This window comes from Evansella vedderi (genome assembly GCF_030813435.1).
Lineage (GTDB): Bacteria > Bacillota > Bacilli > Bacillales > Salisediminibacteriaceae > Evansella > Evansella vedderi.
In genome coordinates, this window is the sequence record NZ_JAUSUG010000033.1 from 1 (window position 1) to 23547 (window position 23547).

Annotated in this window: 32 protein-coding genes and 2 pseudogenes; 25 read left to right on the forward strand and 9 right to left on the reverse strand. The window is 35.8% G+C overall.

Translation table 11 applies throughout. The features are described from left to right. Positions 1–201: 201 nt before the first annotated feature. The 11 genes from J2S74_RS25280 (at position 202) to J2S74_RS25330 (ending at position 7447) form a co-directional block, all read left to right on the forward strand. Positions 202–645 carry a hypothetical protein gene (locus J2S74_RS25280; protein ID WP_307331884.1) on the forward strand — a complete coding sequence of 148 codons (444 nt, stop codon included), beginning with the start codon at positions 202–204 and terminating at the stop codon, positions 643–645. Between the two features lie 103 nt (positions 646–748). Further along, positions 749–880, forward strand: a complete 132-nt coding sequence (locus J2S74_RS25285; protein WP_307331887.1) for a hypothetical protein — start codon at positions 749–751, stop codon at positions 878–880. Continuing rightward, a complete protein-coding gene (locus J2S74_RS25290) occupies positions 873–1187 on the forward strand; it encodes a hypothetical protein (protein WP_307331890.1) in 315 nt (104 codons plus the stop codon). Before J2S74_RS25285 ends, J2S74_RS25290 begins: the two co-directional genes overlap by 8 nt. 371 nt (positions 1188–1558) lie before the next feature. After that, the gene (locus J2S74_RS25295; protein ID WP_307331892.1) at positions 1559–1957 is read left to right on the forward strand and encodes a VOC family protein; all 399 of its coding nucleotides are present in this window, start codon (positions 1559–1561) and stop codon (positions 1955–1957) included. A 709-nt stretch (positions 1958–2666) separates the two neighbouring features. Then, complete coding sequence (locus J2S74_RS25300) at positions 2667–3053, forward strand: hypothetical protein (RefSeq protein WP_307331896.1); 387 nt, start codon at positions 2667–2669, stop codon at positions 3051–3053. Between the two features lie 37 nt (positions 3054–3090). Continuing rightward, positions 3091–3261, forward strand: coding sequence for a hypothetical protein (locus J2S74_RS25305; RefSeq protein WP_307331898.1), 171 nt, complete (start codon positions 3091–3093; stop codon positions 3259–3261). A 478-nt stretch (positions 3262–3739) separates the two neighbouring features. Then, positions 3740–4705, forward strand: a complete 966-nt coding sequence (locus J2S74_RS25310; protein WP_307331901.1) for a phosphate/phosphite/phosphonate ABC transporter substrate-binding protein — start codon at positions 3740–3742, stop codon at positions 4703–4705. 27 nt (positions 4706–4732) lie between these two features. Then, positions 4733–5515, forward strand: coding sequence for a phosphonate ABC transporter ATP-binding protein (phnC, locus tag J2S74_RS25315; protein WP_307331904.1), 783 nt, complete (start codon positions 4733–4735; stop codon positions 5513–5515). Continuing rightward, the gene (phnE, locus tag J2S74_RS25320) at positions 5475–6296 is read left to right on the forward strand and encodes a phosphonate ABC transporter, permease protein PhnE (RefSeq protein WP_307331907.1); all 822 of its coding nucleotides are present in this window, start codon (positions 5475–5477) and stop codon (positions 6294–6296) included. The genes phnC and phnE overlap by 41 nt, the downstream gene beginning before the upstream one ends. 147 nt (positions 6297–6443) lie before the next feature. Further along, positions 6444–6944: a MarR family winged helix-turn-helix transcriptional regulator gene (locus J2S74_RS25325; RefSeq protein WP_307332043.1), complete on the forward strand. Its 501-nt coding sequence runs from the start codon at positions 6444–6446 to the stop codon at positions 6942–6944. 44 nt (positions 6945–6988) lie between these two features. Continuing rightward, complete coding sequence (locus J2S74_RS25330) at positions 6989–7447, forward strand: hypothetical protein (protein ID WP_307331910.1); 459 nt, start codon at positions 6989–6991, stop codon at positions 7445–7447. A 211-nt stretch (positions 7448–7658) separates the two neighbouring features. Here J2S74_RS25330 and J2S74_RS25335 read toward each other — a convergent pair whose 3' ends face one another. The 3 genes from J2S74_RS25335 to J2S74_RS25345 form a co-directional block, all read right to left on the reverse strand. Next, a complete protein-coding gene (locus J2S74_RS25335) occupies positions 7659–8279 on the reverse strand; it encodes an NAD(P)-dependent oxidoreductase (protein ID WP_307331913.1) in 621 nt (206 codons plus the stop codon). 315 nt (positions 8280–8594) lie between these two features. Beyond that, positions 8595–8798 carry a hypothetical protein gene (locus J2S74_RS25340; protein WP_307331916.1) on the reverse strand — a complete coding sequence of 68 codons (204 nt, stop codon included), beginning with the start codon at positions 8796–8798 and terminating at the stop codon, positions 8595–8597. A 46-nt stretch (positions 8799–8844) separates the two neighbouring features. Next, positions 8845–9294 carry a PH domain-containing protein gene (locus J2S74_RS25345; RefSeq protein WP_307331919.1) on the reverse strand — a complete coding sequence of 150 codons (450 nt, stop codon included), beginning with the start codon at positions 9292–9294 and terminating at the stop codon, positions 8845–8847. Between the two features lie 200 nt (positions 9295–9494). Between J2S74_RS25345 and J2S74_RS25350 the strand changes: the two genes are divergently transcribed. The 9 genes from J2S74_RS25350 (at position 9495) to J2S74_RS25390 (ending at position 15061) form a co-directional block, all read left to right on the forward strand. After that, complete coding sequence (locus tag J2S74_RS25350) at positions 9495–9761, forward strand: hypothetical protein (protein ID WP_307331921.1); 267 nt, start codon at positions 9495–9497, stop codon at positions 9759–9761. Between the two features lie 137 nt (positions 9762–9898). Further along, positions 9899–10393 (forward strand): UPF0158 family protein, encoded by a 495-nt coding sequence (locus tag J2S74_RS25355; protein WP_307331923.1) that lies wholly within the window; start codon positions 9899–9901, stop codon positions 10391–10393. 814 nt (positions 10394–11207) lie between these two features. Further along, positions 11208–11693, forward strand: a complete 486-nt coding sequence (locus tag J2S74_RS25360; protein WP_307331926.1) for a GyrI-like domain-containing protein — start codon at positions 11208–11210, stop codon at positions 11691–11693. A gap of 128 nt (positions 11694–11821) precedes the next feature. Continuing rightward, positions 11822–12205, forward strand: coding sequence for a DUF899 family protein (locus tag J2S74_RS25365; protein WP_307331928.1), 384 nt, complete (start codon positions 11822–11824; stop codon positions 12203–12205). A gap of 5 nt (positions 12206–12210) precedes the next feature. Next, positions 12211–12717, forward strand: a complete 507-nt coding sequence (locus tag J2S74_RS25370) for a VOC family protein (protein ID WP_307331930.1) — start codon at positions 12211–12213, stop codon at positions 12715–12717. A gap of 324 nt (positions 12718–13041) precedes the next feature. Beyond that, entirely contained in the window at positions 13042–13878 is an 837-nt protein-coding gene (locus J2S74_RS25375; protein ID WP_307331933.1) for a class I SAM-dependent methyltransferase, read from the forward strand. Positions 13879–13904: 26 nt separating this feature from the next. Continuing rightward, positions 13905–14108, forward strand: coding sequence for a DUF1648 domain-containing protein (locus tag J2S74_RS25380; RefSeq protein WP_307331937.1), 204 nt, complete (start codon positions 13905–13907; stop codon positions 14106–14108). A gap of 87 nt (positions 14109–14195) precedes the next feature. Next, positions 14196–14792, forward strand: coding sequence for a response regulator (locus J2S74_RS25385; RefSeq protein ID WP_370876075.1), 597 nt, complete (start codon positions 14196–14198; stop codon positions 14790–14792). Between the two features lie 140 nt (positions 14793–14932). Further along, a complete protein-coding gene (locus tag J2S74_RS25390; protein WP_307331942.1) occupies positions 14933–15061 on the forward strand; it encodes a hypothetical protein in 129 nt (42 codons plus the stop codon). 99 nt (positions 15062–15160) lie between these two features. Here J2S74_RS25390 and J2S74_RS25395 read toward each other — a convergent pair. Next, positions 15161–15250: pseudogene (locus tag J2S74_RS25395) on the reverse strand (YdhR family protein); the annotation flags it as partial. 12 nt (positions 15251–15262) lie between these two features. Next, on the reverse strand, positions 15263–16189 hold the full coding sequence (locus J2S74_RS25400) for a DsbA family oxidoreductase (protein ID WP_307331945.1): 927 nt from the start codon (positions 16187–16189) through the stop codon (positions 15263–15265). 170 nt (positions 16190–16359) lie between these two features. Here J2S74_RS25400 and J2S74_RS25405 point away from each other — a divergent pair, with 170 nt between their 5' ends. Then, a complete protein-coding gene (locus J2S74_RS25405) occupies positions 16360–16929 on the forward strand; it encodes a TetR/AcrR family transcriptional regulator (RefSeq protein ID WP_307331947.1) in 570 nt (189 codons plus the stop codon). Positions 16930–17185: 256 nt separating this feature from the next. Here J2S74_RS25405 and J2S74_RS25410 read toward each other — a convergent pair whose 3' ends face one another. From J2S74_RS25410 to J2S74_RS25425, 4 genes are all read right to left on the reverse strand, one after another. Further along, positions 17186–17833 (reverse strand): ThuA domain-containing protein, encoded by a 648-nt coding sequence (locus J2S74_RS25410; RefSeq protein WP_307331950.1) that lies wholly within the window; start codon positions 17831–17833, stop codon positions 17186–17188. A 14-nt stretch (positions 17834–17847) separates the two neighbouring features. Then, the gene (locus J2S74_RS25415) at positions 17848–18561 is read right to left on the reverse strand and encodes an SDR family NAD(P)-dependent oxidoreductase (protein ID WP_307331953.1); all 714 of its coding nucleotides are present in this window, start codon (positions 18559–18561) and stop codon (positions 17848–17850) included. A 429-nt stretch (positions 18562–18990) separates the two neighbouring features. Then, entirely contained in the window at positions 18991–19215 is a 225-nt protein-coding gene (locus tag J2S74_RS25420) for a hypothetical protein (RefSeq protein WP_307331955.1), read from the reverse strand. Between the two features lie 483 nt (positions 19216–19698). Then, entirely contained in the window at positions 19699–19935 is a 237-nt protein-coding gene (locus tag J2S74_RS25425) for a hypothetical protein (RefSeq protein ID WP_307331958.1), read from the reverse strand. Positions 19936–19949: 14 nt separating this feature from the next. Between J2S74_RS25425 and J2S74_RS27495 the strand changes: the two are divergent. The 4 genes and pseudogenes from J2S74_RS27495 (at position 19950) to J2S74_RS25455 (ending at position 23385) form a co-directional block, all read left to right on the forward strand. Next, positions 19950–20456: pseudogene (locus J2S74_RS27495) on the forward strand (HAD family hydrolase). Between the two features lie 253 nt (positions 20457–20709). Continuing rightward, positions 20710–21219 carry an RNA polymerase sigma factor gene (locus J2S74_RS25445; protein WP_307331967.1) on the forward strand — a complete coding sequence of 170 codons (510 nt, stop codon included), beginning with the start codon at positions 20710–20712 and terminating at the stop codon, positions 21217–21219. Beyond that, positions 21212–22006 carry a hypothetical protein gene (locus tag J2S74_RS25450; RefSeq protein WP_307331969.1) on the forward strand — a complete coding sequence of 265 codons (795 nt, stop codon included), beginning with the start codon at positions 21212–21214 and terminating at the stop codon, positions 22004–22006. Before J2S74_RS25445 ends, J2S74_RS25450 begins: the two co-directional genes overlap by 8 nt. A gap of 329 nt (positions 22007–22335) precedes the next feature. Then, the gene (locus J2S74_RS25455) at positions 22336–23385 is read left to right on the forward strand and encodes a P-loop NTPase family protein (protein ID WP_307331971.1); all 1050 of its coding nucleotides are present in this window, start codon (positions 22336–22338) and stop codon (positions 23383–23385) included. Positions 23386–23547: the final 162 nt, after the last annotated feature.

Genomic DNA, 23547 nt, shown 5'->3' on the forward strand with positions numbered 1-23547 from the left:
CGGTAGATGGAGCGCCGTATGCTGGGAAACTAGCACGTACGGTGTGGAGCAGGGGAAAAGCTGGAGATGGCTTCAAAGGCTTACCTATTGCTAACGAGAGTTAAGAAGCTATCGCTACTGTTGTTGCAAAAACGGGGTTTTCTTCAAGAAGAAATTTGGAGGGCTACTAATAAATATATTTAAGATGGGAGAGATGTAGGGTTGAAAAAGAGAATAGGTATTCTAATAGGAATTGTTTTCCTTGCATTATTCATTTTACCAACAACTTATTCGTATATTAAAGAAAGAGTGTATTATAAAAACCATATTGTTGCTATCACTACTTTTACCGAAGTAACAATACTGGATAAAATTATAGAAGATGATAAATTTTACTTGGAATTTACTTTTGATAGTGAACATTATATTGATAAATATAAGCTAGAAGATAATGTTCGAATATACCAATTATCAAGTAAAGAGTTATATGAACAAGTTGATTTAAGTCGTTCTGATGATTATATTGGTTTAACTATTGAATCAGAGATCGATAAAAATAAGGTTTCAAACCAAGAAATTAATGATTTTCAGTCAGACCCATTTCTTATACTTTCAAAGCAAGAGTATAGCAACTTTATAACAATAGTTAATATTCATCAACGGTAAAGTTGTATGAATTATCCGCATTCACTAACGGATTAGTAATAGGACAAGTAGAAGTAACTTTTTACAGGGAAACAGCGTCTTATCTAAAAAGGGGGGGAGGAAATTGAAATCATTACTAATGCTTGTTGCTTTCATCTTTTTGTTAGGTGCATGTAGCTCAAATGAAGAAGAGGGAAATCTGCCTGAAGAAATGCCAGAAGATTTTAACTTTGTTTTAAAATATGGTTATGGTTGATGATAAAACGATAGAAATGATTTTAACTGGTGAGGAAATTAAAGTGATATACGAGAAAATGAAAAAGGTTAACATTTTGAACGCAGCAGAAAATGCGAGTAAAGTTCAATGTGTAGCCCCCCATGAAAAGAATAAATTTTATTTAACATTGGATGGTGAAGTATATCATCGAGAATGGATTACATCCTATTGCGACAGTATATCTGATAAGAAATTAAAGGAATTCATAGAGTTTGTACACCATGAAATTATTATGATAAAAGAAGAGTACAATAATTTACCTGAACCTTCAGGCGGTTATGATTAAAAGTTTTTGTTATGAGTTCGATAGCACACTGCTCTTGTTTCGCTAAACGGGGAGTCGAGTTCTATATGTCGAGATATTTTTACTCATAAAATTAAGGAAAAGAGGCGGCGATGAAAAAATACTATAAATTGTTTACAGTAATATTTTTGCTTTTGAAGATAACCTTCTAAGGAAATTATTTTTTAGTTTTTTACCAGGTATTTCTATCGGACTTATTGGGCTTGGGTGTAAATACATGTGGGATGACCTTCATAATAACTAAAGGTATAGTCTTTCACTACTCTTGTGTCACTAACGGATAAGATAGCTGAATAAAGGTTGCAGTCTTTTTGAAGTAACAAGCAGGATAATGGAAAAAAGGGGAGTTTTTAATGTCAAAAGGGTTACTCCATCATATTGAAATATATGTATCAGATATAAATAGGACAGTAGATTTTTGGAGTTGGTTTCTGGAAGAATTAGGATACACTCTATTTCAAGATTGGGGCAGTGGACGAAGTTGGAAAATAGGCGACACATACATTGTTTTTGTACAAACAGAGGACAGGTTTTTAGATATTCCTTATCATAGATGCCGAGTAGGTCTTAATCATCTAGCTTTTCATGCAAGTTCACGTCAACACGTAGATGAAATGACAAACAAATTAAAAGAGAAAGGAATAAATATTCTTTATCCAGGAAAACATCCTTTTGCTGGGGGAGATAAACATTATGCAGTTTATTTTGAAGACCCAGATAGAATAAAAGTAGAACTTGTATCTCCTGAATAGTTATTTAAGTAACGAGCAATAGTTGAAGAACCAAGAAGCTGCATAAGCGGCTTTTTTATTGTATGTTTTTACTGAAAATGATGTTAAACAAAAGGGGGGGATCCTTCAGAATAGCAAAAGTCATTTTTTTATAAGTATAATACGACTTATTGAAAGGAGTAATATATGGAGCTGTTTGATTGGTTTGAATTAATTTTCTCTTTGGTACTATTATTTATTATTCTTTCTCCTCTTATATTTTCAAAGATACAAAAGAAAAGCACTGAATTTATAGGTTGGAAAGGAATAGTAAAGTCAAGGTGGTTTGGTATTCCGCTAATTTTTCTATTGCTATTTTCTTATTTTGGTTTTCTAAACTTAGCTACTGCAATAGCTTTTTCAATAGTGGTATCCCTCTGTATATCGGTTATAGCCAACACCTTAGCTTACATATTGAACAAACGGAAAAGTTATTAATAATTGCAAAATTTAATTTAGATTCTTTTTCAACAAACGGGCGTTTTAGTGAAAAATCGCTTAACAAAAAATAAGCAGATTACTTTAATATTGGAAGTTTGCTTTATAGTGTCGAGAAACTATTTTTTAAGGTCCAGAACCAGCTATGGGTTCACAAAAATGTGTATTACTTGGAGAACTAATTTTTTCCATACGGATAAAGTTTCTTGCTAGAGGCTCGGGACGTGGAACTACCAAAAGGAGTGAATAATCGTTGATTAAAAAAATAAGAAAAAAACTAATAACCATTTTGTTAGGAGCTATTATTATATTTTTAGCTATCGGTATTACCCTCGGTGCTTTTTATGGGAAGGTCTGGTTTCAAGAAGGAAATCCCATTCCACTATTAACGTCAATAGTTAAACTAGAATTTTCAAATGATAATTTTGTGCAATATTCGACGACGCCAGAGGCTTACATTTCCAAATCAAAAGGAAATAGACAAGAATTAATTGAAGGTAAAATGGGGGAAAAAGATTGGATACTTATTGACCAAATGGGAAATGCCTATTTTTTTGAAAAAAAGGACGAAAGAAAGGTTGTAACTACCAGGCAATATACACGTAGATATTTCGTATGGGAAGTTGAAGTGGAAGGGTGATCTAACGGTTAAACAATTATTAAGGGGGACTTAAACAATGCTTTATACTTTTGGATTTACGATTATTTTTGCTGTTATCTATATGATCGCTACTCTTACTTTAAGTGATGTTGCAGGTCGTGATACGATTGCGCAATTAAATTATGGACTAATTATAGGTGCCTTGATTTGGATTGGTATAAAATTGAGCGATAGAAAAGGTAGCTAACATATAAACTATTATATGTTATTCAAGAATTATACGGATAGTAAGGAATATGATAAATATTCATCAATGAAACAAACGAACATAGCGTAGTAGACGAAAACTGAGTAACAAATAACTTCTTTTTGTCAAAAGAAAAATAATAAGATCTAATTACATATTAAGCTATTTATCTGAAGAGTAACTATGAGATAACTACTCTTCTTTTTTGTGATTGAGGGATGTTTAAATTTTAAGACTTAGAAGAACTTGCAGTTTAATCTAATCTTTATTAACTGAATTAATAATCTCTTTAATATAAAATCGATGGGTTACAATATGGTGCAAAACAAGGTTTTTGGCGCTAATAAATTGCTAACTTAAGTTCCATATTTAAATAAAAGTGTTGACACTCTTCATCTTGGACAGTATCATAAAAGTTGCAATAAGGAAACAATTTATCTTAACAACAAAAAAAGAAGGAGATGAGAAAATGTTTTTTATGAAGGACAAAGTTAAAGGGCTCTTAATAGTATTGATTCTTCTATTATTAATGGCTTTAGTGGCTTGTGGAAGTAGCACAACGTCAGAGGAGGTTGATGAAATCAATGAAGAGCAGCAGACAAATGATCAGGATAATGTAAACGAAACAAAAGTAGATTATGGTATTGACGAGCTAGTGATAAGCTTTACACCGGAGGCAGACCCAATAAACCTAGAATTAGAGAAAGACGGTTTAGCGTCATACTTAGCAGACGAATTAGGTATCAAGGTAAAAGCACAAGTCGATGCGGATTATACGGCAACTGTTGAAGCTATGCGTGCTGGTCATGCACATATCGCAACTAATCTTTCCCCCGTACAAGCAGCTCTTGCGAATAAAATGGCAAATGCTCATTTAGTTCTAAAGGAAGAAAGGAACGGTCAAAGTTTCTATCATTCTAAATTCTGGGTTCTCAAGGATAGTGGAATGGAAACGATAGAAGACCTTGAAGGAAAAACGGTCGCTTTCAATGATCCACTATCAGGTTCAGGTTATTTAATGCCAGTGGCAAAGCTGATTAGTGAAGGTTTAGCTGAGGATGCAGACGACCTCCATAATTTCTTTAGTCAAGTTTATTTTGCAGGGGGTACCGAGCTTTCATTAAGAGCTTTAATTGAAGGAACGGTTGATGTAGCAGGTGTGTCTGAAAACGGCCCAGGAGTGTTTTTAACAGAGGAAGAACGTGAAAAAATCACCTATGTTGCTCAATCCGATCCAATGCCAAGACATGCGATTGCCGTTAGTGGTGAACTTCCTGATGAACTAGTTGGAAAGATTACAGAGGCTTTTCTAAAATTAAATGAAGCCGAATACAATGAGCTTCTTCAAGGACTCTATGGGTGGACGAAAGTTGTTCCTGCTGATGTCGAACTATACCTACCACTTATCGATAAAGCACAAAACGCAGGCATCTTAGGTGAATAGGTGTATAGGATGACATCTAAAAAGAAATTGATTAAAGCTGAACAGTTAGAAATTGTTTATCCTAAAAGAAAAGGGTCGGAAACTACTCCGGCCCTTCAGGATATTTCTTTAACTGTAGAAGAGGAAGAGTTCATTGCTGTAATCGGTAAAAGTGGTGCAGGAAAGACAACCTTTTTAAGAAGCTTGACTGGTTTTGTTCGTCCATCTGCAGGAAAGTTGGTAGTGAATGACATTGATGTGATGCGTACGAGTAAAAAAAAGATTTATGAATTACGGCGTAATGTGGCAACTATCTATCAAAGCTTTAATCTCGTTGAGCGTATGACTGCTCTTGACAACGCGTTGTGCGGGAGATTGGGCTACATTGGAAACATTCGCGGTTTACTCGGTCTTTTTCCAAAAAAGGATAAAGAGTTTGCTTACCGTACATTAGTGGATTTAGGATTAGAAGATCGGGTACATTACAGGGTTGATCAGTTGTCTGGAGGAGAACGTCAGCGTGTTGCTATTGCTCGTGCACTTGTTCAACAACCTCAAATTGTACTAGCTGATGAACCTGCAGCAAGTTTAGATATATCATTAACAAAGTTTGTCCTTAATACGCTTAAAGATTTAAATAAACAGAATGGGTTAACCGTTTTGGTTAATTTACATGATATTGAATTGGCTAAAATGTATGCCACTCGTATTATTGCGTTACAAAGAGGACGTATAGTGTTCGATGGAGAGCCTGAGAAACTGACAGAAGATTTACTGGAGGTGATTTATAATGAGTATGAGCACGGAGAAGCCTCTAAATCAAACGAATAAAAATACAATATATATCCCTCCTAAGCGCTCTTTTAGCCACTATGTAAAATTATTATTAATCGTTGGAGTTGTATTTTTGCTTCATTATTGGTCAGTACGCGGGATAGAGGTCAATCCTGATCGAATCAGTTTTGAACGAACCCTCGATTTCTTAAGTCGTACGTTCCCGCCCAATTGGGAAGTAACACAAACGGTGATGGGGGCTGCTCTTGAAACCCTTCAGATTGCCATAATTGGGACCACCGGAGGTGCGATTCTCTCCATTCCTTTTGGTTTTTTAGCAGCATCAAATATTGTACATCCTACGGTTAGAGTATGTGTACGTACGCTATTGAACACCATTCGAAGTATCCCCCTTATTTTATATGCCCTCTTTTTTGTCGTTGCTGTAGGTCTTGGGCCATTGGCAGGTACTTTAGCAACAGTTATTTATTCTGTTGGTATGCTAGGGAAGTTTTATTCTGAAGCAATTGAAGCGATTGATCCAAAACCAGTTGAAGGGATATTATCAACAGGTGCCTCAAAGTTAAAGGCCCTTCGCTACGGGATTATTCCGCAGGTTTTACCGCACTTTATTGCCTATACATTTTACCGATTTGAACTTAACTTTAGAGAAGCAACGATTCTTGGATTGGTAGGTGCAGGAGGAATTGGATTTTATATTACGCTATATATGCGTAGCTTTGAATATACAAGGCTAGCGACTGTCACTTTTATCATTCTAGTTATGGTCGTTGTCATTGATATGTTAAGTTCATATTTACGAAAGAAAATAACATAGTCAAACAAATAAGAGACGATTACTTTTTTAAGTGGTCGTCTTTTCTTATTTGACTAAATACTGCAAAGAAAATAAATCCTTTTTGAATATGTAGTAAATCTTTGAAGAGAATATAGGTTGTACATGCAATTGTAAATACAAGTGAGGGTGATAAAATTGAATTTACTACTTAAACAAAAAACGCTTTTAATGGTTCGAGCATTGTATTTTTGTATGGAAAATAAGTGGGCTGAGTTAGGAAAGCAATTTAATATTTCGCCTGCTCAACAGCATATTTTATTTCTTCTTTCGACTAATAATAATAAGTTAACCCCTAAGAAGATTGGTGAATTGGGTTGTTGGCATGCTTCGACTGTTACCAGATTACTCAAACGTCTAGAAAAAAGTGGGCTAATTGATATAAAAGTAAACAAAACTCAATCAAGGTTTAAAATTGTATCCATGACTAATAAAGGGAAGGCATTACTTGATCAATTGCTTGATGCAGTAAAATATATGGACAAATTTCCATTAGATATGCACCATTTATCAGAAAAGGAAATATTACAATTTTTAGAATACGGTAATAGTATTTTAGATGTTCATAAGGGAGAAGATTTCAAAAAAAATGTTATTAGTAAAAGAGTAGACGGCTATAATTATGCATAATTTTTTAGCTCTATTAAAAAGAAATTAAAGAGGGGTTAATTCCAATGAAAAACCAATGGTTAATTAATATCTTAATGGTAATAATCTCTTGGTTATCTTTACCCATTTTAGGTTGGCAAAATATAAAAAGGTTTCTTCCAGCCGCGATTCTTGTTGGTCTGTTAGAAGCATGGAATGTTCAAATTGGAAAAAAACAAAAGTGGTGGGTTTTTCATAATAATCCAAACTCATACCTTTCAGGGGAGTTTCCTTTTAATATTGGTCCGTTTTTTGTAGGTTCCATGTGGATACTAAAGTGGACTTATGGAAATTTTAAAAAGTTTATATCACTTAACGCAGTAGTAGACGGTTTCTTTGCTTTTATTTTAATAAGGGTTATGAATAAGCTAAAAGTTGCTCAGCTTGTTCGAATAAATCATTTTCAATTCTTCCTCTATTTCTTTTATAAAGCATTTTTCTTATATGGATTTCAGTACCTGTTCGAAAAAAGAAATAATCCTTAAGAACATCATTCTATTTTTAATGAAGGTACACTTATATCGAAGGAGCACAATTAAACAAAACAAAATCATTTACTGCGCAGTACAACCGTACTGGCAATACCATCGGCCAAGCCCCCTTTTAGAGGCCTTTAAGAGCGGAGATTGTTGCCGTATCTCATTTCCTTTTTCAACAAACGATTTAATCTAATAAAAAAGTAATATAAGAGTATTATTAGTAGGCGATACCTACACGGGATTTTATATAATCGCTTGTTTTAATTTGTCTAAATGTAAATTCTGCTGTATCCGGTACGGATATTTCAATTCCATCCTCTGGAAAAAAATTTCGCTCTATACGATATTTGCCTATCCTTTCTCCATTTGGCAAGTAGGTAGGACAGACAATCGTCCATTCGAGGGTTGATTGTTTGAGCATATCGTAAGCTTTATGATGTTCTTTCGCTGCACGGGTTGACTTACGCTTTGATTCACTTGATTGATAACGCAGAGAATTAGGCGTGGTTCTACTTTGCAGGATACCTGCAGTTCCTATAGTTATTATTCGTTTTGTACCCTCATTTTCCATTGCTTCGATAATAAGTGACATACTTTCTGATAGAGTGGTTGTGCCATCAGTATTTAGTGCACTAATAACCACATCACTCCCATGCATTGCACGTACGATATCATCTTTATTTAAAACATTCCCTTGGATCATAGTTAAATTTTCATTATTTATTTGAATTTTCTCTGGATTACGAACTAATACAGTAACATGATGTCTGTCGTACAGGGCGTAAGTAACTATATGACTTCCAACTCGTCCAGTTGCACCCAAAAGTAAAATATTCATAAGAATGAGCCTCCTATTTGCTAATAGTAATATTTTACTATAAAAGCTATATTATTGTCTTATTCAACGATGCTTACGTTGAATAAGAAAGGTGAAAAAAACAGAGTCATTTACTGCACAGTAGAAGATTTAGTGTGGGCTTTAATAGATTTATATCCTAACATTGAAGTAGAAAATACAAAGAATAAATTTTCTACTGTTCTATTAGAGTATTATATTCAAATAGTTGAGTTAGGCGAGGTTCATCCAGAACTTAAGGATAAAATACAATTGTTCATTTCGGCCAAAAGGCTGGAAGGATTAAGTTCTATTATTCTAGACAACTACCCCCTTGGCAAACGTGCCAGAGCCCCAGTACGGTGCAACTTCACCGTGTTGGAGCTCTGGCACCATTTTCGGCTTAATATTTCTTTTTCCACTTCCTCCGTTTCTGCATTCAAATAAACAGTAATTCTTCCCTTGGTCCATTCCTTCGTATTGATGGACTAGTTCGTCTTGCCGGTACGCCCGTTCTTGCATCTATTGAGAAACGATATCAAGCGTTCGTATCGAATCCGTCCTTTTTTTACTCGAATTCATGAAACTGTGCATGAGGACAGTGTTTTCTTAATTCGGTGATGAACTGCCTTTTATCTTTTGGTAAAATCTTTATACTTCCATGGGGTGCTGATTTGTAAAATAATTCAAGACCTTTCTCAGACGATGAAATTCGATAACCAGTAGATTTATCTGTCGTTGGAGCAGCCTTTGTGATGTCTTCATACGGAATTTTACTTTTGAATGGTCCACCTTTAATTAATAGATAATCTTCATAGAAAACATACTTAATAGAAATTGCGTACCACAATATAAACCCTACTGAAATAATAAAGATTACAGACATCAGCGTTACAATTGATAATGATGCTTTTTCATAAATGAATAGAAGGGGAAATAGGGATATAGCACCCATTATTAAAACCATTAAAAAGATAAAGGTTATAAAAAAAATATCTACTTTTGATCGGAATACCATTGGTTTATTACACCTTTCTTATAGTATTTATGCGATTAATAAATAGAAGTTCATTCTTCCATTCTTTAAATCAATCTTTCTACTTAAATTATAGATTATTTTGAACTAAATTATAATGTTTCAAATAAACTTTTAGAAAGGAACATGTTTACAAAAAGTCCCAATTAAAAATATGGTAAGGTATAGAAGGGATGGTTAAGGTGACGAAAAATAAGAATCAGCATTGGAAGATCCTATCTGTTATATGCTTTTTAATTGGAGGTGTTGTTTGGGTTCCTAACATTATTCTAGGGTATGGATATAGTTATTGGCTTTTGACATTTATTGTTAACCCATTGGGAATATTATTTGGATATTACGGTAGAAGTAAGTTTACTATCCTATTAAATATTGTGATGACATGTAGTTTCTTTCTTTTCATGTTTCTCGGGTATTTAATTAGTACGGTCTTTGGGGGACATCCTTAATAGTTTTTCGAGTATGAATACTCGGGTATCTGGAGATAAATGAAATGACCGATGTTTAATCGTAAAGAGTTGTTAACCTAACGACTCTCTTTTTAGGAAGCATGGAAAGATTTAATTTAAATGGAAGGTGATTAATTGTGAGTATTCAAGTGAAAATAGAAGATATTATCGAAGAAATGGAATTGCAGTTTGAAGAGTCTCATGCACTACTTAATATTCAAACTGGTGACATCGTAGTAGTTACATCAGAAGAGTTGCGAGCCGCGGAAGAGGAAGAACCATTGGATGATCTTCCCGATTGGGAGCGGGAAAATAGATTGGTTGCCATCGATGTGGTTGAAAACTTTGATCATTACATAGAGTTGCCAACGGAAGATGAAATTAATGAATATGGGATCATGGCAGACTTTTGCCTCACTGTGACGAATCCATATGAGCAAGAGATTCTTTTAAAGACAATCAAGGGTAAAGGGGCCTTTAGAAGATTTAAGGATAAAATATACGAGCTAGGCCTCGACAATCAATGGTATGCCTATCGTGACGAAGCTCTTAAATGCATTGCCGTAGAGTGGTGCCGAGACAATAAAATAAACTTTATTAATTTTTCCCAGAAAAGGAAACAGGGAGAATGATCTTTAATACGGTCAAAAAACCGTTTTCGACGCGGACAAACTTAAAAGAGATTAGGGAACTCAATGGAGTTCCCTTTTAAATAACCATTTAAGTAAACCATTCCCTTGTTCATGAGAGACCTCATTCTTAGATATGACTTACAGTATGAAACGCCAAGAGGAGTAAATGATGACCTCTAATGGTAAAGGGATGTTAATATGTAAATTAATTTTGTTAAAATGAGGGAGGAATAGCTTTGAAACTAGTTTTTTTATATCACCCTGTTAAATTTAAAAGACACATCAACGATTGAATCACTCATCATGAAAATGAAACTAACCAATCCACAAGTTAAAAAGATTAACGAGTATCGAATAAATAGTTGGTTGGAACTAATAAAGTAATTCCACATCTATGAGTAACATGAAACTTATAATCTAAAACATTCAGATAGATGGCGCGCTGTATGCGGTGAAAGTCGCACGTACAGTGCTGGGCAGGGGAAAAGCCGGAGATAACATCAAACGCTTACCTATTGCTACCGTTAGAGAAATTTCGAGTTGCAATTGCAGCTCATTTTTTATACCCACAAACTGGAAAATGGTGTTAAGCTAAAGGGGAGTTTGCAATTTTAAAGAAAAAAGTATTTTAGATTTAGGATGTGGTGATGCATCGTTTTTGATATTAAATTACTTTTTCAAAATGTTCATAGAAATGTGGCTGCTGTTGTAGTTCTATCGGAGGCAGGGTTAGTAGAAGAAGGTGTTACACCCCTAGATAGAGAAAACTGTTAAAAGGAATTAATAACACCTTATGATATAGGGAGGAAATAAAGTGAGCTATGAAATTATAACATTACCAGCTTATCGAGCAGTAGGATTAAAATGGGAGGGAACATTCTCGGAAATTGTACCGAATTTAAAAAACGTTATTCAACAAATGGAAGACCGTGCTGATGAGTTAGAGAATAAGGTGAATCCTAATGTTCAATTAGGTCTATCTTATCATGTAATTGATAATGGATTCGTACATTACGCGGTGTATGAAGTGAGTGAGGAGCAGGAAGTACCTGCTGGAATGATTGAAATAAGGGTTCCCAAGTGGACGTATGTGAAGACGACACTTAACAAAGGAGAAGATATACGAAAAACATATACGGATTTACATCAATGGTTATTTGATAGTGATTATACAGCATATAGAGAACCTGGTGTAGATTACTATGATCGCTATATGCCGATTAAACATGAACATTATCCAGTTGATCGTGATACAAATAATCCGCACTTTGATATTTATATACCGATTGTAAAAAAATAATGTTTTCTTATTAAACAAACGAATAAGCTTTTGTGGATCAACCTCTCGTTGCCCTTATGTCTCTAACGGGGAGGAATGACCTACAATGGTGAACTAATTTACTATTCACGTATAAGGGGTGGAACCAAATGATAACGATTCAAGCACAAATAGAAAAACTAGAACAAGAAATTTTTGAAAAAAAGAAACAGCTTGTTGAATTACGAAAGTCAGTCGGTGAACGCTTAGTTCCTAACTATGAATTTGTTACCTCGACAAATAAACAAACGACTTTGCTTGATTTGTTTGGTGATAAAGATGAACTATTTGTTATCCATAACATGGGGAAAAGCTGCTCTTATTGTACAATGTGGGCGGATGGCTTTAATGGTGTTTATCATCATTTAGCCGCAAAAGCAGGATTTGTTCTTGCTTCTCCAGACACCCCTTCCGTCCAAGAGGATTTTGCAGCGGAACGAAAGTGGCAGTTTCCGATGATTTCTGTTAAAGGAAGTTCGTTTACCGATGAGTAGGCTTCTTGAAGGAAAATCAGCATTACCCTGGTGTTTCGACATTCAGAAGAGATGAGCAGAATAACATTTACCTTTGCACTCAAGCTTACTTCGGACCAGGTGATGATTATTGTGTCCCTTGGCATTTATTTGACCTACTACCTTCAGGCTCTATAAATGTTCAAACAAAAATGAAGCTTAACAATCAATCATCATACCAACTTACCAACAATATTGCGATAGGTGTGAGGGATTACGATAATGCCATTGCATTTTATCAAGAAGTACTAGGGATGAAGGTCGAACAAACCTTTGAAAATGAAACCAAATTTACGATCAGTGGGACAAACTTCTTTATAGAAAGCACAGGTGAAAGAATTGTTCATTTTGAATTTGCAGTTGAAGATATTGAAACAACTAAATATCTGCTATTAGAAAAAGGTTGTCAAATCACGAAGGAGTATTCTCCAAAAAGTGTAATGGTTGAAGACCCATTTGGAATGAATTTTCACTTATTCGAGTCAATAAAATAGATAAATTTAGTCTGAAATGTCACTGTGACACTTCGAAAATTATAAAGTTTCAATTTTCTTCGGGGAGGATAGTAAAAAAGCGGTTGTTAGAGTTGTAGGGGCCTTTGTCAGGCATACCCTATTTTCTCACTAAGGATATAGAGAATTAATATAAAAAGCTACAAGAGAATGGTGTAGAAGTAACTGAAATAAAAGATGATGGCGATAACAATTTTTTGATTTTTATGATTTAGATAATAATAAGTTGCAAGTTTGCTGTTGGGGGTAAATTGGTAATAAGATTTTTATTACTAGCTCTACTTCTACAAGTTAAGGAGAGTTTAAATGATTGAAAAAACAACATTAGATAATTTTGAAGAATATGATGACCCTATTTTATATGATAAGGAAAATGATCCATATACAGAAGATGTCACTTTTTTAGAAAAATGGGCATCGAAAACAGAAGGAGTAATTATTGATTTGGCTTGCGGTACAGGAAGAGCAACTATACCTTTAGCAAGTAAAGGATATAGAGTAATAGGTGTGGACCTTCATAAAGGTATGCTTAATGAAGCCAAAAATAAAAGCTCTAACCTAAATATACAGGTAGATTGGGTAGAACAAGATTGTTCAAAATTAGATTTGAAAATAAAAAGTAACCTGATATATTCCGTAGGGAATTCATTTCAGCATTTCCTTACAAACGATGCTCAGGATGGCTTGTTAATGTCTGTGAACAGGCATTTAGAAACCAAAGGGGTTTTTATTTTCGGAACTAGATTTCCAAGTGCGGAGGAATTGTTTCAACCTAGTAAAGAGGAGTATTGGAGAACCTATATTGATAGGGATACTCAAAATAAAGTAGATGTTTATACGGTCAGTAGCTATGACTCCTTAAATCAAGTACAGCATCATACAACGATAAGAAAATTTAAAAATACGGATGAAGAAGTAGTCAATGAAGTAAAAACAAATATTAACCTACGTTATGTATTTCCAAAAGAGATGGAACGGATTTTAACTGACAATGGCTTTGAAATAATCGATGTTTACAAGGACTGGAACGAAACTCCTATAACAGAAGATAGTTATCAAATGGTTTATGTTTGCAGAAAAGTTAAGGGATTGCAAAGAAAGAGCAGTGTCTTTTCTACAACTGGTTGCTACGGGGAAGGTTAAGGTAGCCGAGTAAGGAGGCATTCCAATTGGGTATTTTTAATTCAGATCGACCTAAAATTTCACTTGAAAAATTGAAGAAATCAATGTTTGAACGATTTCTATCCATAATAAGTATCCTAATATTCGTGGGGAGTGTAGTTTTTCTTGTTGTGATGTGGAGTTACTTGCCAGCTCAGGTTCCTGCCCATTATGGTGCCACTGGTGAAGTAACCAGACATGGGGCCAAATGAGAGATGGTGGTCCTACTGATGATCGGAGCAGTTCTTTATCTCTTAATGCATGTGCTTGAAAAGTACCCGCATCTACATAACTATCCAATGGAGATTACGGAATCAAATGCAGAAGAAGCATACCGAATTTCTCGTTCGCTCATTGGTATGGAGATCACCACCACTGCTGGAGATGGGGCAGAAGCAGTGGTTGCTTGCCGAAAATCACTCCCAGATGTCATCTTAATGGACATTCAAATGCCAAACATGGACGGTATTCAAAGTGTTAGGGAAATAAAGTCTCAGTGGCCACAAGTAAGAATCATGATGCTGACTACCTTTAAAGACGAAGAAAATATAAGGCTAGCACAAAGGGCTGGAGCGGAGGGGTATTTGTTAAAATCAACCCCTGCTAAAAATATGGCACAACAAATTAGAGTGCTCGATTCCGGCTCCTCTATTCTAGATGCCAATGTGCTAAAAACATTGACAGGAAACGATAAAGAAAAAAATAAAGAAAAGCTTTCCCGGTTAACTAATCGGGAAAAGGATATCATGGAGCTTGTGGCGGAGGGGTATTCCAATAAAGAAATTGCGGAGAAACTCTTTATTGGCGAAGGAACTGTTCGAAATACATTATCAATCATATTAAGTAAACTCGAATTACGAGATCGAACTCAGCTAGCGATCTTTTACTGGAAGTAGTATTAAAACTAAAAAACTGTTCATGTCAAGGCATCCGTTACTATGCTATTTAGTTTAAACACCTTCTTCGTTGAGGGTGTTTTTTATTTAAAGTATAAAAACGAGGTGGAATTATGCTAACATAAAGACAATTAGTAAGTATGGCAAGTTTATCAAAAAAATGGATGAACTACACTGAAGAAATCTCCAATGGAGTCATCCAAGCCATTAGAAAGAAAGAGAAGGAACTAACAGTTGGTCAATTAGAACCTTGGGAACAGCGTCCTTAACACTAGGGCTCGGTACCTCTTTAAAAGATAGAAGAAGAGTGGCGACAGTGCTACTCTTATTCTATTCCTTGAGAAAAACACTTACGGAAGCAGTAATTTAATACTTTTCGCTAAATCAGAAAATGCCTCCGCCATTTCATCCCCGAATGGACCATTCATTTTGAAGTCCACTTGCAAAACGAAAGCCATTGTCATTCTCCCTTATTTTGTAGTTGTTGTTAAATACAATTCTTCAAGAATTTCCTTGACTTGATAACTATTAGGTGAAAGTTCTTTGTCAATAAAGTTGTTTATATCCGATTTTTCAACATCATACATTACTTCAATTTCTTTTGAGAAAAGGAGCTTTTCTTCTTTAAGTAAATCTGATAATGCCGGTTGTTGTTTTGGAGTAGGGTCTTCACCTAGAACTTGTGTTAATCCATCGACATAATATTCGATTGGGCGACCGCCAACGATTTTAACCCCTTTATTTTCTTCATTAACCATGATAATAGTAGGAAACCCTCTAGCCCCAAGTTTTCTAGTTAATACAAAGTCTTCATTTAATAAATCGTGACCAGTTTGTTCGTCAGCTTCTTTTACAATTACTTCACCCTCTAGTCCCATTTCATTAACGATTTCTACTAGGACAGATTCCTCACCAATGTTTTTATTGAAAAGAAACAGAGCCTCTCTAGCACGACGTAGGTATTCAAATGCTTTTTCCTCACCGTGATGTTTTTGAATAATTTTATAAACACGAGATGGTGGAAAAGATGACTGAACTGGATTGTCAATCATTAATGAACCATCAATCGGCATGCGATAATGTTTGCCTACTTCTCTCCAGTGACCTGCAACATCAGCAGGTCCGTGGATGCCGTTAGCAGGATCGACTGGACCACCATGCCATTTTTCTAATAAGCCACCCATGACGGTTTTGAAGTTGAAATAATGTCCATACTGCTTCATAAAACGACGAAGTGTTGGTTCCAATGCCCAACAATGTGAGCAGATTGGATCGGTTACATAATATAAATCTATTTTTTTTCTTGGTTGGTTCCAATCAATTATTTCCAATTCATCGTTACCTGTAACACCACATATACCTGTTTCTAAATCGCAAATCAAGTTTTTGTTTGTCATACTAGCATTCCTCCTAATATATTGAAGTTAGGTGCAAGCTGAAGTTTTATATTTGCTTCATAATGCCAGTTTAGTGAATAATAACATCTAAGAACACCAATACTTTCTTGGATGTGTTGGATATCCAACACATTTCAAAAATTGTTGAAAAAGTAGAAGGGAGTTTTACGATGACGGAAACGAAAATGGATCCCCGAATTCTACGCACTCGTAAATTAATCATGGATTCCTTTATTGAATTATCCAGTAAAAAGGAATTCAAAGATATTACTATCAAAGATATAACAACAGAAGCAATGATTAATCGTGCGACCTTTTATTATCATTTTGAAGATATTTATGACTTATTAGAAAAGGTATTATCAGAAGTATTGTTAGTTAATTTAAATTGTGATTTCTACAAGTGTGACCATCTAAATGAAGAAGCGTTTGTTAGTATTTTCATAGCTATCACAAATTTTCAAAAGTCATTATCCAATCGTTGTCATAGAGGATACGAAGATACAATTGGCCGTATTATTAGGGAACAGCTCGAAGTCATTTTTTACAAAATGTTGCTAAAACAAAATAAAATGGAAGATGATGAGGCTCTGAAAATTACTGCTGTCATATTAAGCTGGGGCATTTACGGAGCTTCTGTGGAATGGAAAAGAAATGGTATGAAGGTACCTCCAGAAGAATTTATAAAATCCACAATTCCTTATTTAATATCTGGGACTGATTTTGGTTCTAAGATCTAAAAAGTATATAGGAATGAAATCATTAAAACTCATTACTCTTGTCTTTATATTTAGTAGATCTGTAATTAGAGTAAGAATGGTGGGGTGTAATATATAAACGGTTTAATGGACTTCTAAATTATGGAAGTCCATTTTGCATTACAATGCAAGGATCGTTAATTCGTACCAATCTAGATTATTATTATGGCTTCACTGTCCCAAGTATGAGATGACACATTTGATGGGGGGACATTTTAATGTACCCCCATTCTAGGATTTATTTAGATAGGCTCCAATTAATTTTTTCTGCTAATAATCTTGAGACGTTTTCATTTAACATCCCATCTCTCGTATGGGCTGGAGTAAAGCAGCATACCTTTCCTTTTCCATAGGAATGCTTCCAGCCTGCGATGGAATCTCCATCTACACCTGTACTCCAAAGGTCTACTCCTGTATTTGCCACATCACACTGGACAAAATACTGCTCATCGGAAAGGGAAAAGGTATTCTCTCCACTTTTTTCATTTTCCTTTAACATGTAGGTAACGTCCTGAAGTCCTGGTGGATGAAACTCAAAATATCCTCGTAGCATCTGAATGTAGCGGCTGTCGGGTTCATATCCTGCTGAACCAGCATGCCAAACTAAGATATTTCCCCCATCTTCCACATAGTTGACAATCTTTTTATCTAATTCATCCGTTAGCCATGTGATCACCTGTTCATCTGTTGGATTTAGTTGATCCATTTTTGCATTGATGAATAAGTCAGGCTTTTCATCGAGCGCTTTTGAAACCTCTTCATGTGAAATGAATTGAAGATCTACCTTATTCTTGTTTGCTAATCGTTCTATTGCTGCTTTTAAACCAGCTTTTGCATCATCTGCATTATGCCAATAATCTCCTAGTAATGCTACTATTTTTATCATCCTTTAAAACTCCTTTACCAGTTCAATTTATTCCCTTGATAATCGATGTACATATGTTCTTCAATTGCCGGGCTTTTCAATATTTGCTCCTTAATTCCAGTTGCCGATTCTATTGCATCGATCGTTGCATCTGGATTAAATTCACCGAATATATACGTTTTTACATATCCTGGATGGAATGCTAAAACCTTTACCCCAAATTCCTTTAATTGATTTTGTAATATCGTTAATTGCATGTTTAAAGCCGACTTGGACATACAATAGCCATATTCTTTTTTTCGCCAAGAATCTGTTAAGCTAGCTGCTTCTGAGGAAATATTCGCTAGTATTTTACGATTCCCTTTCATTAATAATGGTACCACAGATTGGGAGACACGAAGCGGCCCGAATACATTCGTATCAAAAAGCTTCATCATATCCTCGTAATTAAACTCCCCAAATATATCTTCGGAACGGTCTTTGTACGCTGCTGCATTATTAATAAGAATATCTAGCTGACCAGCATTATTTTCAATATATTTAGCAGCCTCATCCACAGATTTCTGATCGGTTACATCTAATGAAACAATGTCTAAATCCTCACCAAATTCCTCTTTTAATTCATCAAGCTCTGGCCAATCATTCATATAACGACCAGCAAATACCTTGAAATTCGACTTTAGAAAAACCTCTGTCAAAGCTAGTCCTAATCCTCTGTCTGCACCTGTTATATACACAGTCTGTTTCATTTTATTCCAACCTCCATTTGTATAAAAAAATAATGAAAACACTTGCATCTAAATATTATTCTCCATTTGATTTATATTTCCTTGTTTTTATTTCTATTAAAAATTGGGGAGCGAGTAAACGGATCTTTCTCTTCGTTCGTTTTGCTATACGAAAGAAGCAATAATGGCTTATTTAAATTAATAGAATTAAGAGATGGGGAAAGAGTATTCGAATGAATAAATAACTCAAGAGGCTATTTAGAGAATGGTTACCTTGGTTAGATAACACAACAAAACTCGAAGATTCAATAAAATTTACCCAAATATGTTTAAAAGGTTTTGCTGAAAGTAAGGAGCTTAAATGTAGTTATTTATTATAAAGGAGAAATTGTAAGAGTCGCAGGCTACAATAATATGGATTGGTCAAATAAAACAATTTTTTTCCTTTCCCTATTTTAGTTTAGTAAAGACTTTTCCAGTACTTAACTCACACCAATCATCTAATTCGTCATATACTTCCTTCTTCCCGTATTTTTTCAAAAAGGCTTCCTTATTTTCGAATACTTCCATTACACCATTTTCTAGTAATGTTACCATTTGGTACGTATTTAATTGGAAAAGCTTAGAAACGACTATTATTTCACCTAAGTCAGCATAGTCAGCAGGCTTTTTCATTATTTTCCCTCTCCTTTGCACATAGGTTTTACACGCTCTTTATAAAAGGCTATTTTTGCAAACTTTGTTGCTTTTTTTATAAAGCTTGGAGAAGCGAAAGGCGGCGACTCCAGTGGGAAAAGCAACGGCTGAAGACACCGCAGGGACGAGCGTTACTTCAGAGAGGCATCATGCGTGATGCCACTTGAGTAAGCTTCGAGTTGTCTCGACGGATGCAGCTCCAGAGCGATACTCGCAGAGGAAGAGACACGGCCGAGGAGGCTGAAGCGTTGCCCGCGGGGAACCTGGACGGTGACATTACGCCGTTGCCCACAAGCGGGACCTGAGACGCTTCCTTGAGTAGTTTGCGTCGAGTAATCGCAGACGCAGGACGTGGGCTGCTCTTAGGCGTAATTGGTCCGCCTGTAGCGTATCCAAGCAAAAAAATATGCTTTAAAAACAAACATGATCTCGTGCGACGAGTAATAGCAGGAGCAATCTATGCTAAAAGAGCCTTATAAAAATATCCATATCTGCCCTCAACGACACAGGCTCATCCTTTAATTGTTGCATGGAAGCCTCCGTCGTCAAATCCCCTATGCATCCGAGATTCTTAGAATCCATGATGGCTTCCATCACATCTAAACTTCTTATAGTATGTACTAAAAGTTTCGATAATATTGTGGTTATGATACCAAAAAACATCGTTATTATTTGGTGCTCTACTAATTGGAAAATCATGTTAAAATAAAGGGGTGGGGAAAAGTATTTATGTAAAAGAGCTAATTGATAAACAATATGAAAGATTAGAGGAACAGGTAGAACATATCTCTAAAAAGGAGTATGTGGCAAGGTTTATAGAGTTGGATAACCGAGGCTATGTCTGGAAAGGTAAGGTATATCAACAGCTAGTTGCGGAATTTCATATCGACGGACTAACTTGTGAAGAGTTACTTCAAGATTACATCAACGAGTTAAGCACAGCTGTGTTCCCTTTGCTAATTTAACTCCAATGTTGAAAAAATTAAAGAGTAAAAGTCTCTTACTAGGGATGAAATTTTTCATAGGACCATGAATTAACTGATGTATTGCCTAATGAATGCATTTTTATGGGGGACCATCCAAAAAATGACGTAAAAGCAGCCCAACGTGTGGGAATGAAGTGAATCTGGAAGAAAGATTTTCAATGGAACAATGTAGAGGTAGATTACATTGTGGAGGATTTAGCAGAAGTACCATTGATTATGGAAAATTTAAGTTAGCAGCAAATCATATGAAACAGGGTAAACAGCAGGAAGTATTTTTTGAAATAGGTTAAGACGGACTAGTATTCTAACAGTTTAATTAACGAAGAAATTCATTATTCAAAAAAAGGATACTTTGTTCTCCAATCGGGGAATAGTTAGATAAGTGATCTTGTCCTATTTAAAGTGGACGAGATTTTTTTATTATTAACTGTAATTAAACTTGTTTTGCAGCGTCGTATTAGTGAGTAACGGGATAGGGGGAGAGAGTTTGAATAATCAGGAACAAATTACAGCATGGTTCAGGCAGTACGGGGATGACGTTTATAATTTCTTAATCTACTACACCGGGACAATGGATGTAGAGGACCTTGTACAGGAAGTGTTTATGAAAGCAATACGAAAGAGCAATTCCTTTCGATATGATTCCTCTCCTAAAAGCTGGTTGTTTAGTATTGCGAGAAACGTTGCAATTGATGCATCGAGAAAGAGGAAGAGAGAAAGGAAAAAGGAAACAAAGCTTTTCTTAGAGCCGAACCAAGAGTATTATCCCCCTCCTCAGAAAATTTACCAACAACGGGAAACAAACAAGGAACTCTATGATGCTATTCTCTTATTAAAAAAGAATTATAAGGACGTCATCCTATTGCGGGGAATTCACGAATGTTCTGTTGCGGAAACGGCAGAGATCTTAAATTGGTCAGAAAATAAAGTGAACGTTACCTTCCACCGTGCGATGAAAAGTTTAGAAAAAAGACTGGGGAGTGAATTTTATGAGTAAAAAGGAAGAGCGTTTCCTTCGGAGACTGAGTGAATTCCCAAGAAATAAAATGAATGAAGAAACAAAACAGCGAATTGAAGCTTCCTTACGGGAGGAAAAGCAGCAGACGGCTTTTTTAGCAAAACGAAAGGAGCGGATAAACATGTTCAAAAAGGTTGGAGCAGCGGTTTTGACGGCAGGTGTATTATTAGTAGTGGTGTTGATCTTACCAAATGAGCTTCAATGGAATCAAACAACTCCGCCAATGGAAGAGGATAGAGGGCAGCATGATGAGGAGGATGTTGACAGAACGGGGGATGATCAAAAGGAAGAAGAAGACAATCAAAACGATTCATCTGGAGAAAACGTGGAAAATGAGGAGAATGCGTCCAACGAAAATGGGGATTCTGTTCCTGAACTGAATGAGGAAGATGTATTGATCGAGTATAGAAAAACAACGGAGGCAATTTTCGAAAGGAGAAAGGACGATCTCCGAATCCCTGATATTGACTCCAAACAAGAGATGGTGGAATATGTAAACTCCGTTATGTCTGTTGAACTGGGTAGATGGTTTGCAGAAACGTATTTTGAGGAACGGGAAGACGGGTTATATGTCATTCCCAAGGATGGATTGACTTATTTAGAAGAAGATGAACCTTATGAGGTAGAACAGGTTAGTGAAAGTGTATATCGGGTGATTCAGGAGCGAGATACGGATATGCTGGGCCACATTAAAATCATTTTTAATCTAGCTTATAATGGGGAGAACTGGATAGTTGATTCTATTGATAGTGAGGATATAAGTTAGAACGGAGGATAGGTGAAGGCACGTTCCCTGGTAGAGTAATGGGTTTACTTCACAGGTGCAAACAAGCTAATCACAAACAAAAACGCTTGGGTATGAACTTCATCCCTAAGCGTTTTCTTATTACTTTAAGTACAACATTTTTCAATAATTGTGTAAGTGAGATTCTGCATTATGTTGTGAAAAAGCAAGCTTTTTTAAAGTTTACGAGAAGAGCCTTCGGAAAAGGTCAATTACTTATTGTGTAAAAAAAATTACTTTTTAGAGTAATTTGATTATTGCTTTTAAACGTAATATAAATTATTATATAAAGTAAAGGGAGGTGGAAAAAAATGAAAAAATTAGAAAATATTCAGTTGAATGTTCCTTTATTAAGGCGAAAAGTTCCAAATTTAACAGTAGCGGCCCGGTCCGTAGAATTGCGTCCCGCTACTGTATCCAATTTGTGTACAGGGAAAATCCCAGTTGGTCGAGCGGAAGTCCGAACATTAGTGGCACTCGCCACACTAGCAGAATGTAGCCTGGATGACTTAATCATTAGAGGGGAGAAGATGGAAATGATTGAAACGGGAATTAAAACCCTTGATGTCTTTGCACCATTAACAAAGGGAGGCACCGTCGGATTAGTGGCAAGGTATGGAATGGGACAATTGGTAGTCTTAGCAGAAATGTTTCATCGATTAAAGCAGAATGGGTTTGCGACTGTCTTGCTTGTACCATCGGGAGACCACCCAGAGATAAAGGATGTTTTCGAAGAAGTGGACGTGCAAGTAAATTCGGTGGATGAAGCCTATGAACAACTGGTCGTGTTAGGAAAAAACAAGGAAATTGCCTTTGCTGCTGATCGATCTAATGTACTGACAGGAGATATTCACCAGCTTCAAGAGCGATTAAATAATGTTGGTGTTACGTTAACGACTTTCCTTGTTGACTTAAAGGGGGCAGCAGTGGATGAGGATCTGCCTTATGGACCATTGGAAACGCTTTGGCAATTTGATGCAGACTTGGCTGCAAGGCAGAAGTATCCCGCAGTAAACCCTATTTATTCTACCTCATCGATCTTAGAAGGAGGACATTTAGAGCAAAACCATTTAGCTGTCCAGCAGCGAGCACGAAAGGTACTACGAAGGTATCGGGAGCTCCGTTCGTTAGTTACTGTCGGTGGCATGGAGAGGTTGCCTTTTGCAGAGGTGGATACGTATCGCCGTGGTGAAAGGCTAGAAGCCTATTTAACCCAGCCGTTTTATGTTGCAGAGGAATTCACCGGGAAAAAAGGGGAAGATGTTCAACTACGTGATACGCTTGAGGATATAGGAAAAATCCTCAAGGGTGAAACAGACTCCATCGATGTTGAAAAACTGAATTTTATTGGTAAGATTTAGGTTATTATTACAAAGGAGATATAGGATATGAGGATATCCCTCAAAGATTCAAATCTAATCTCCTATTGAGAAACCAGAAAGCAATAGTGGAGTATGGAGTTGCGAAGATAAAATGCAGCTCTTTTTTTTGCTCATATGTGGTGACCCATGGTTTAGAAGAGG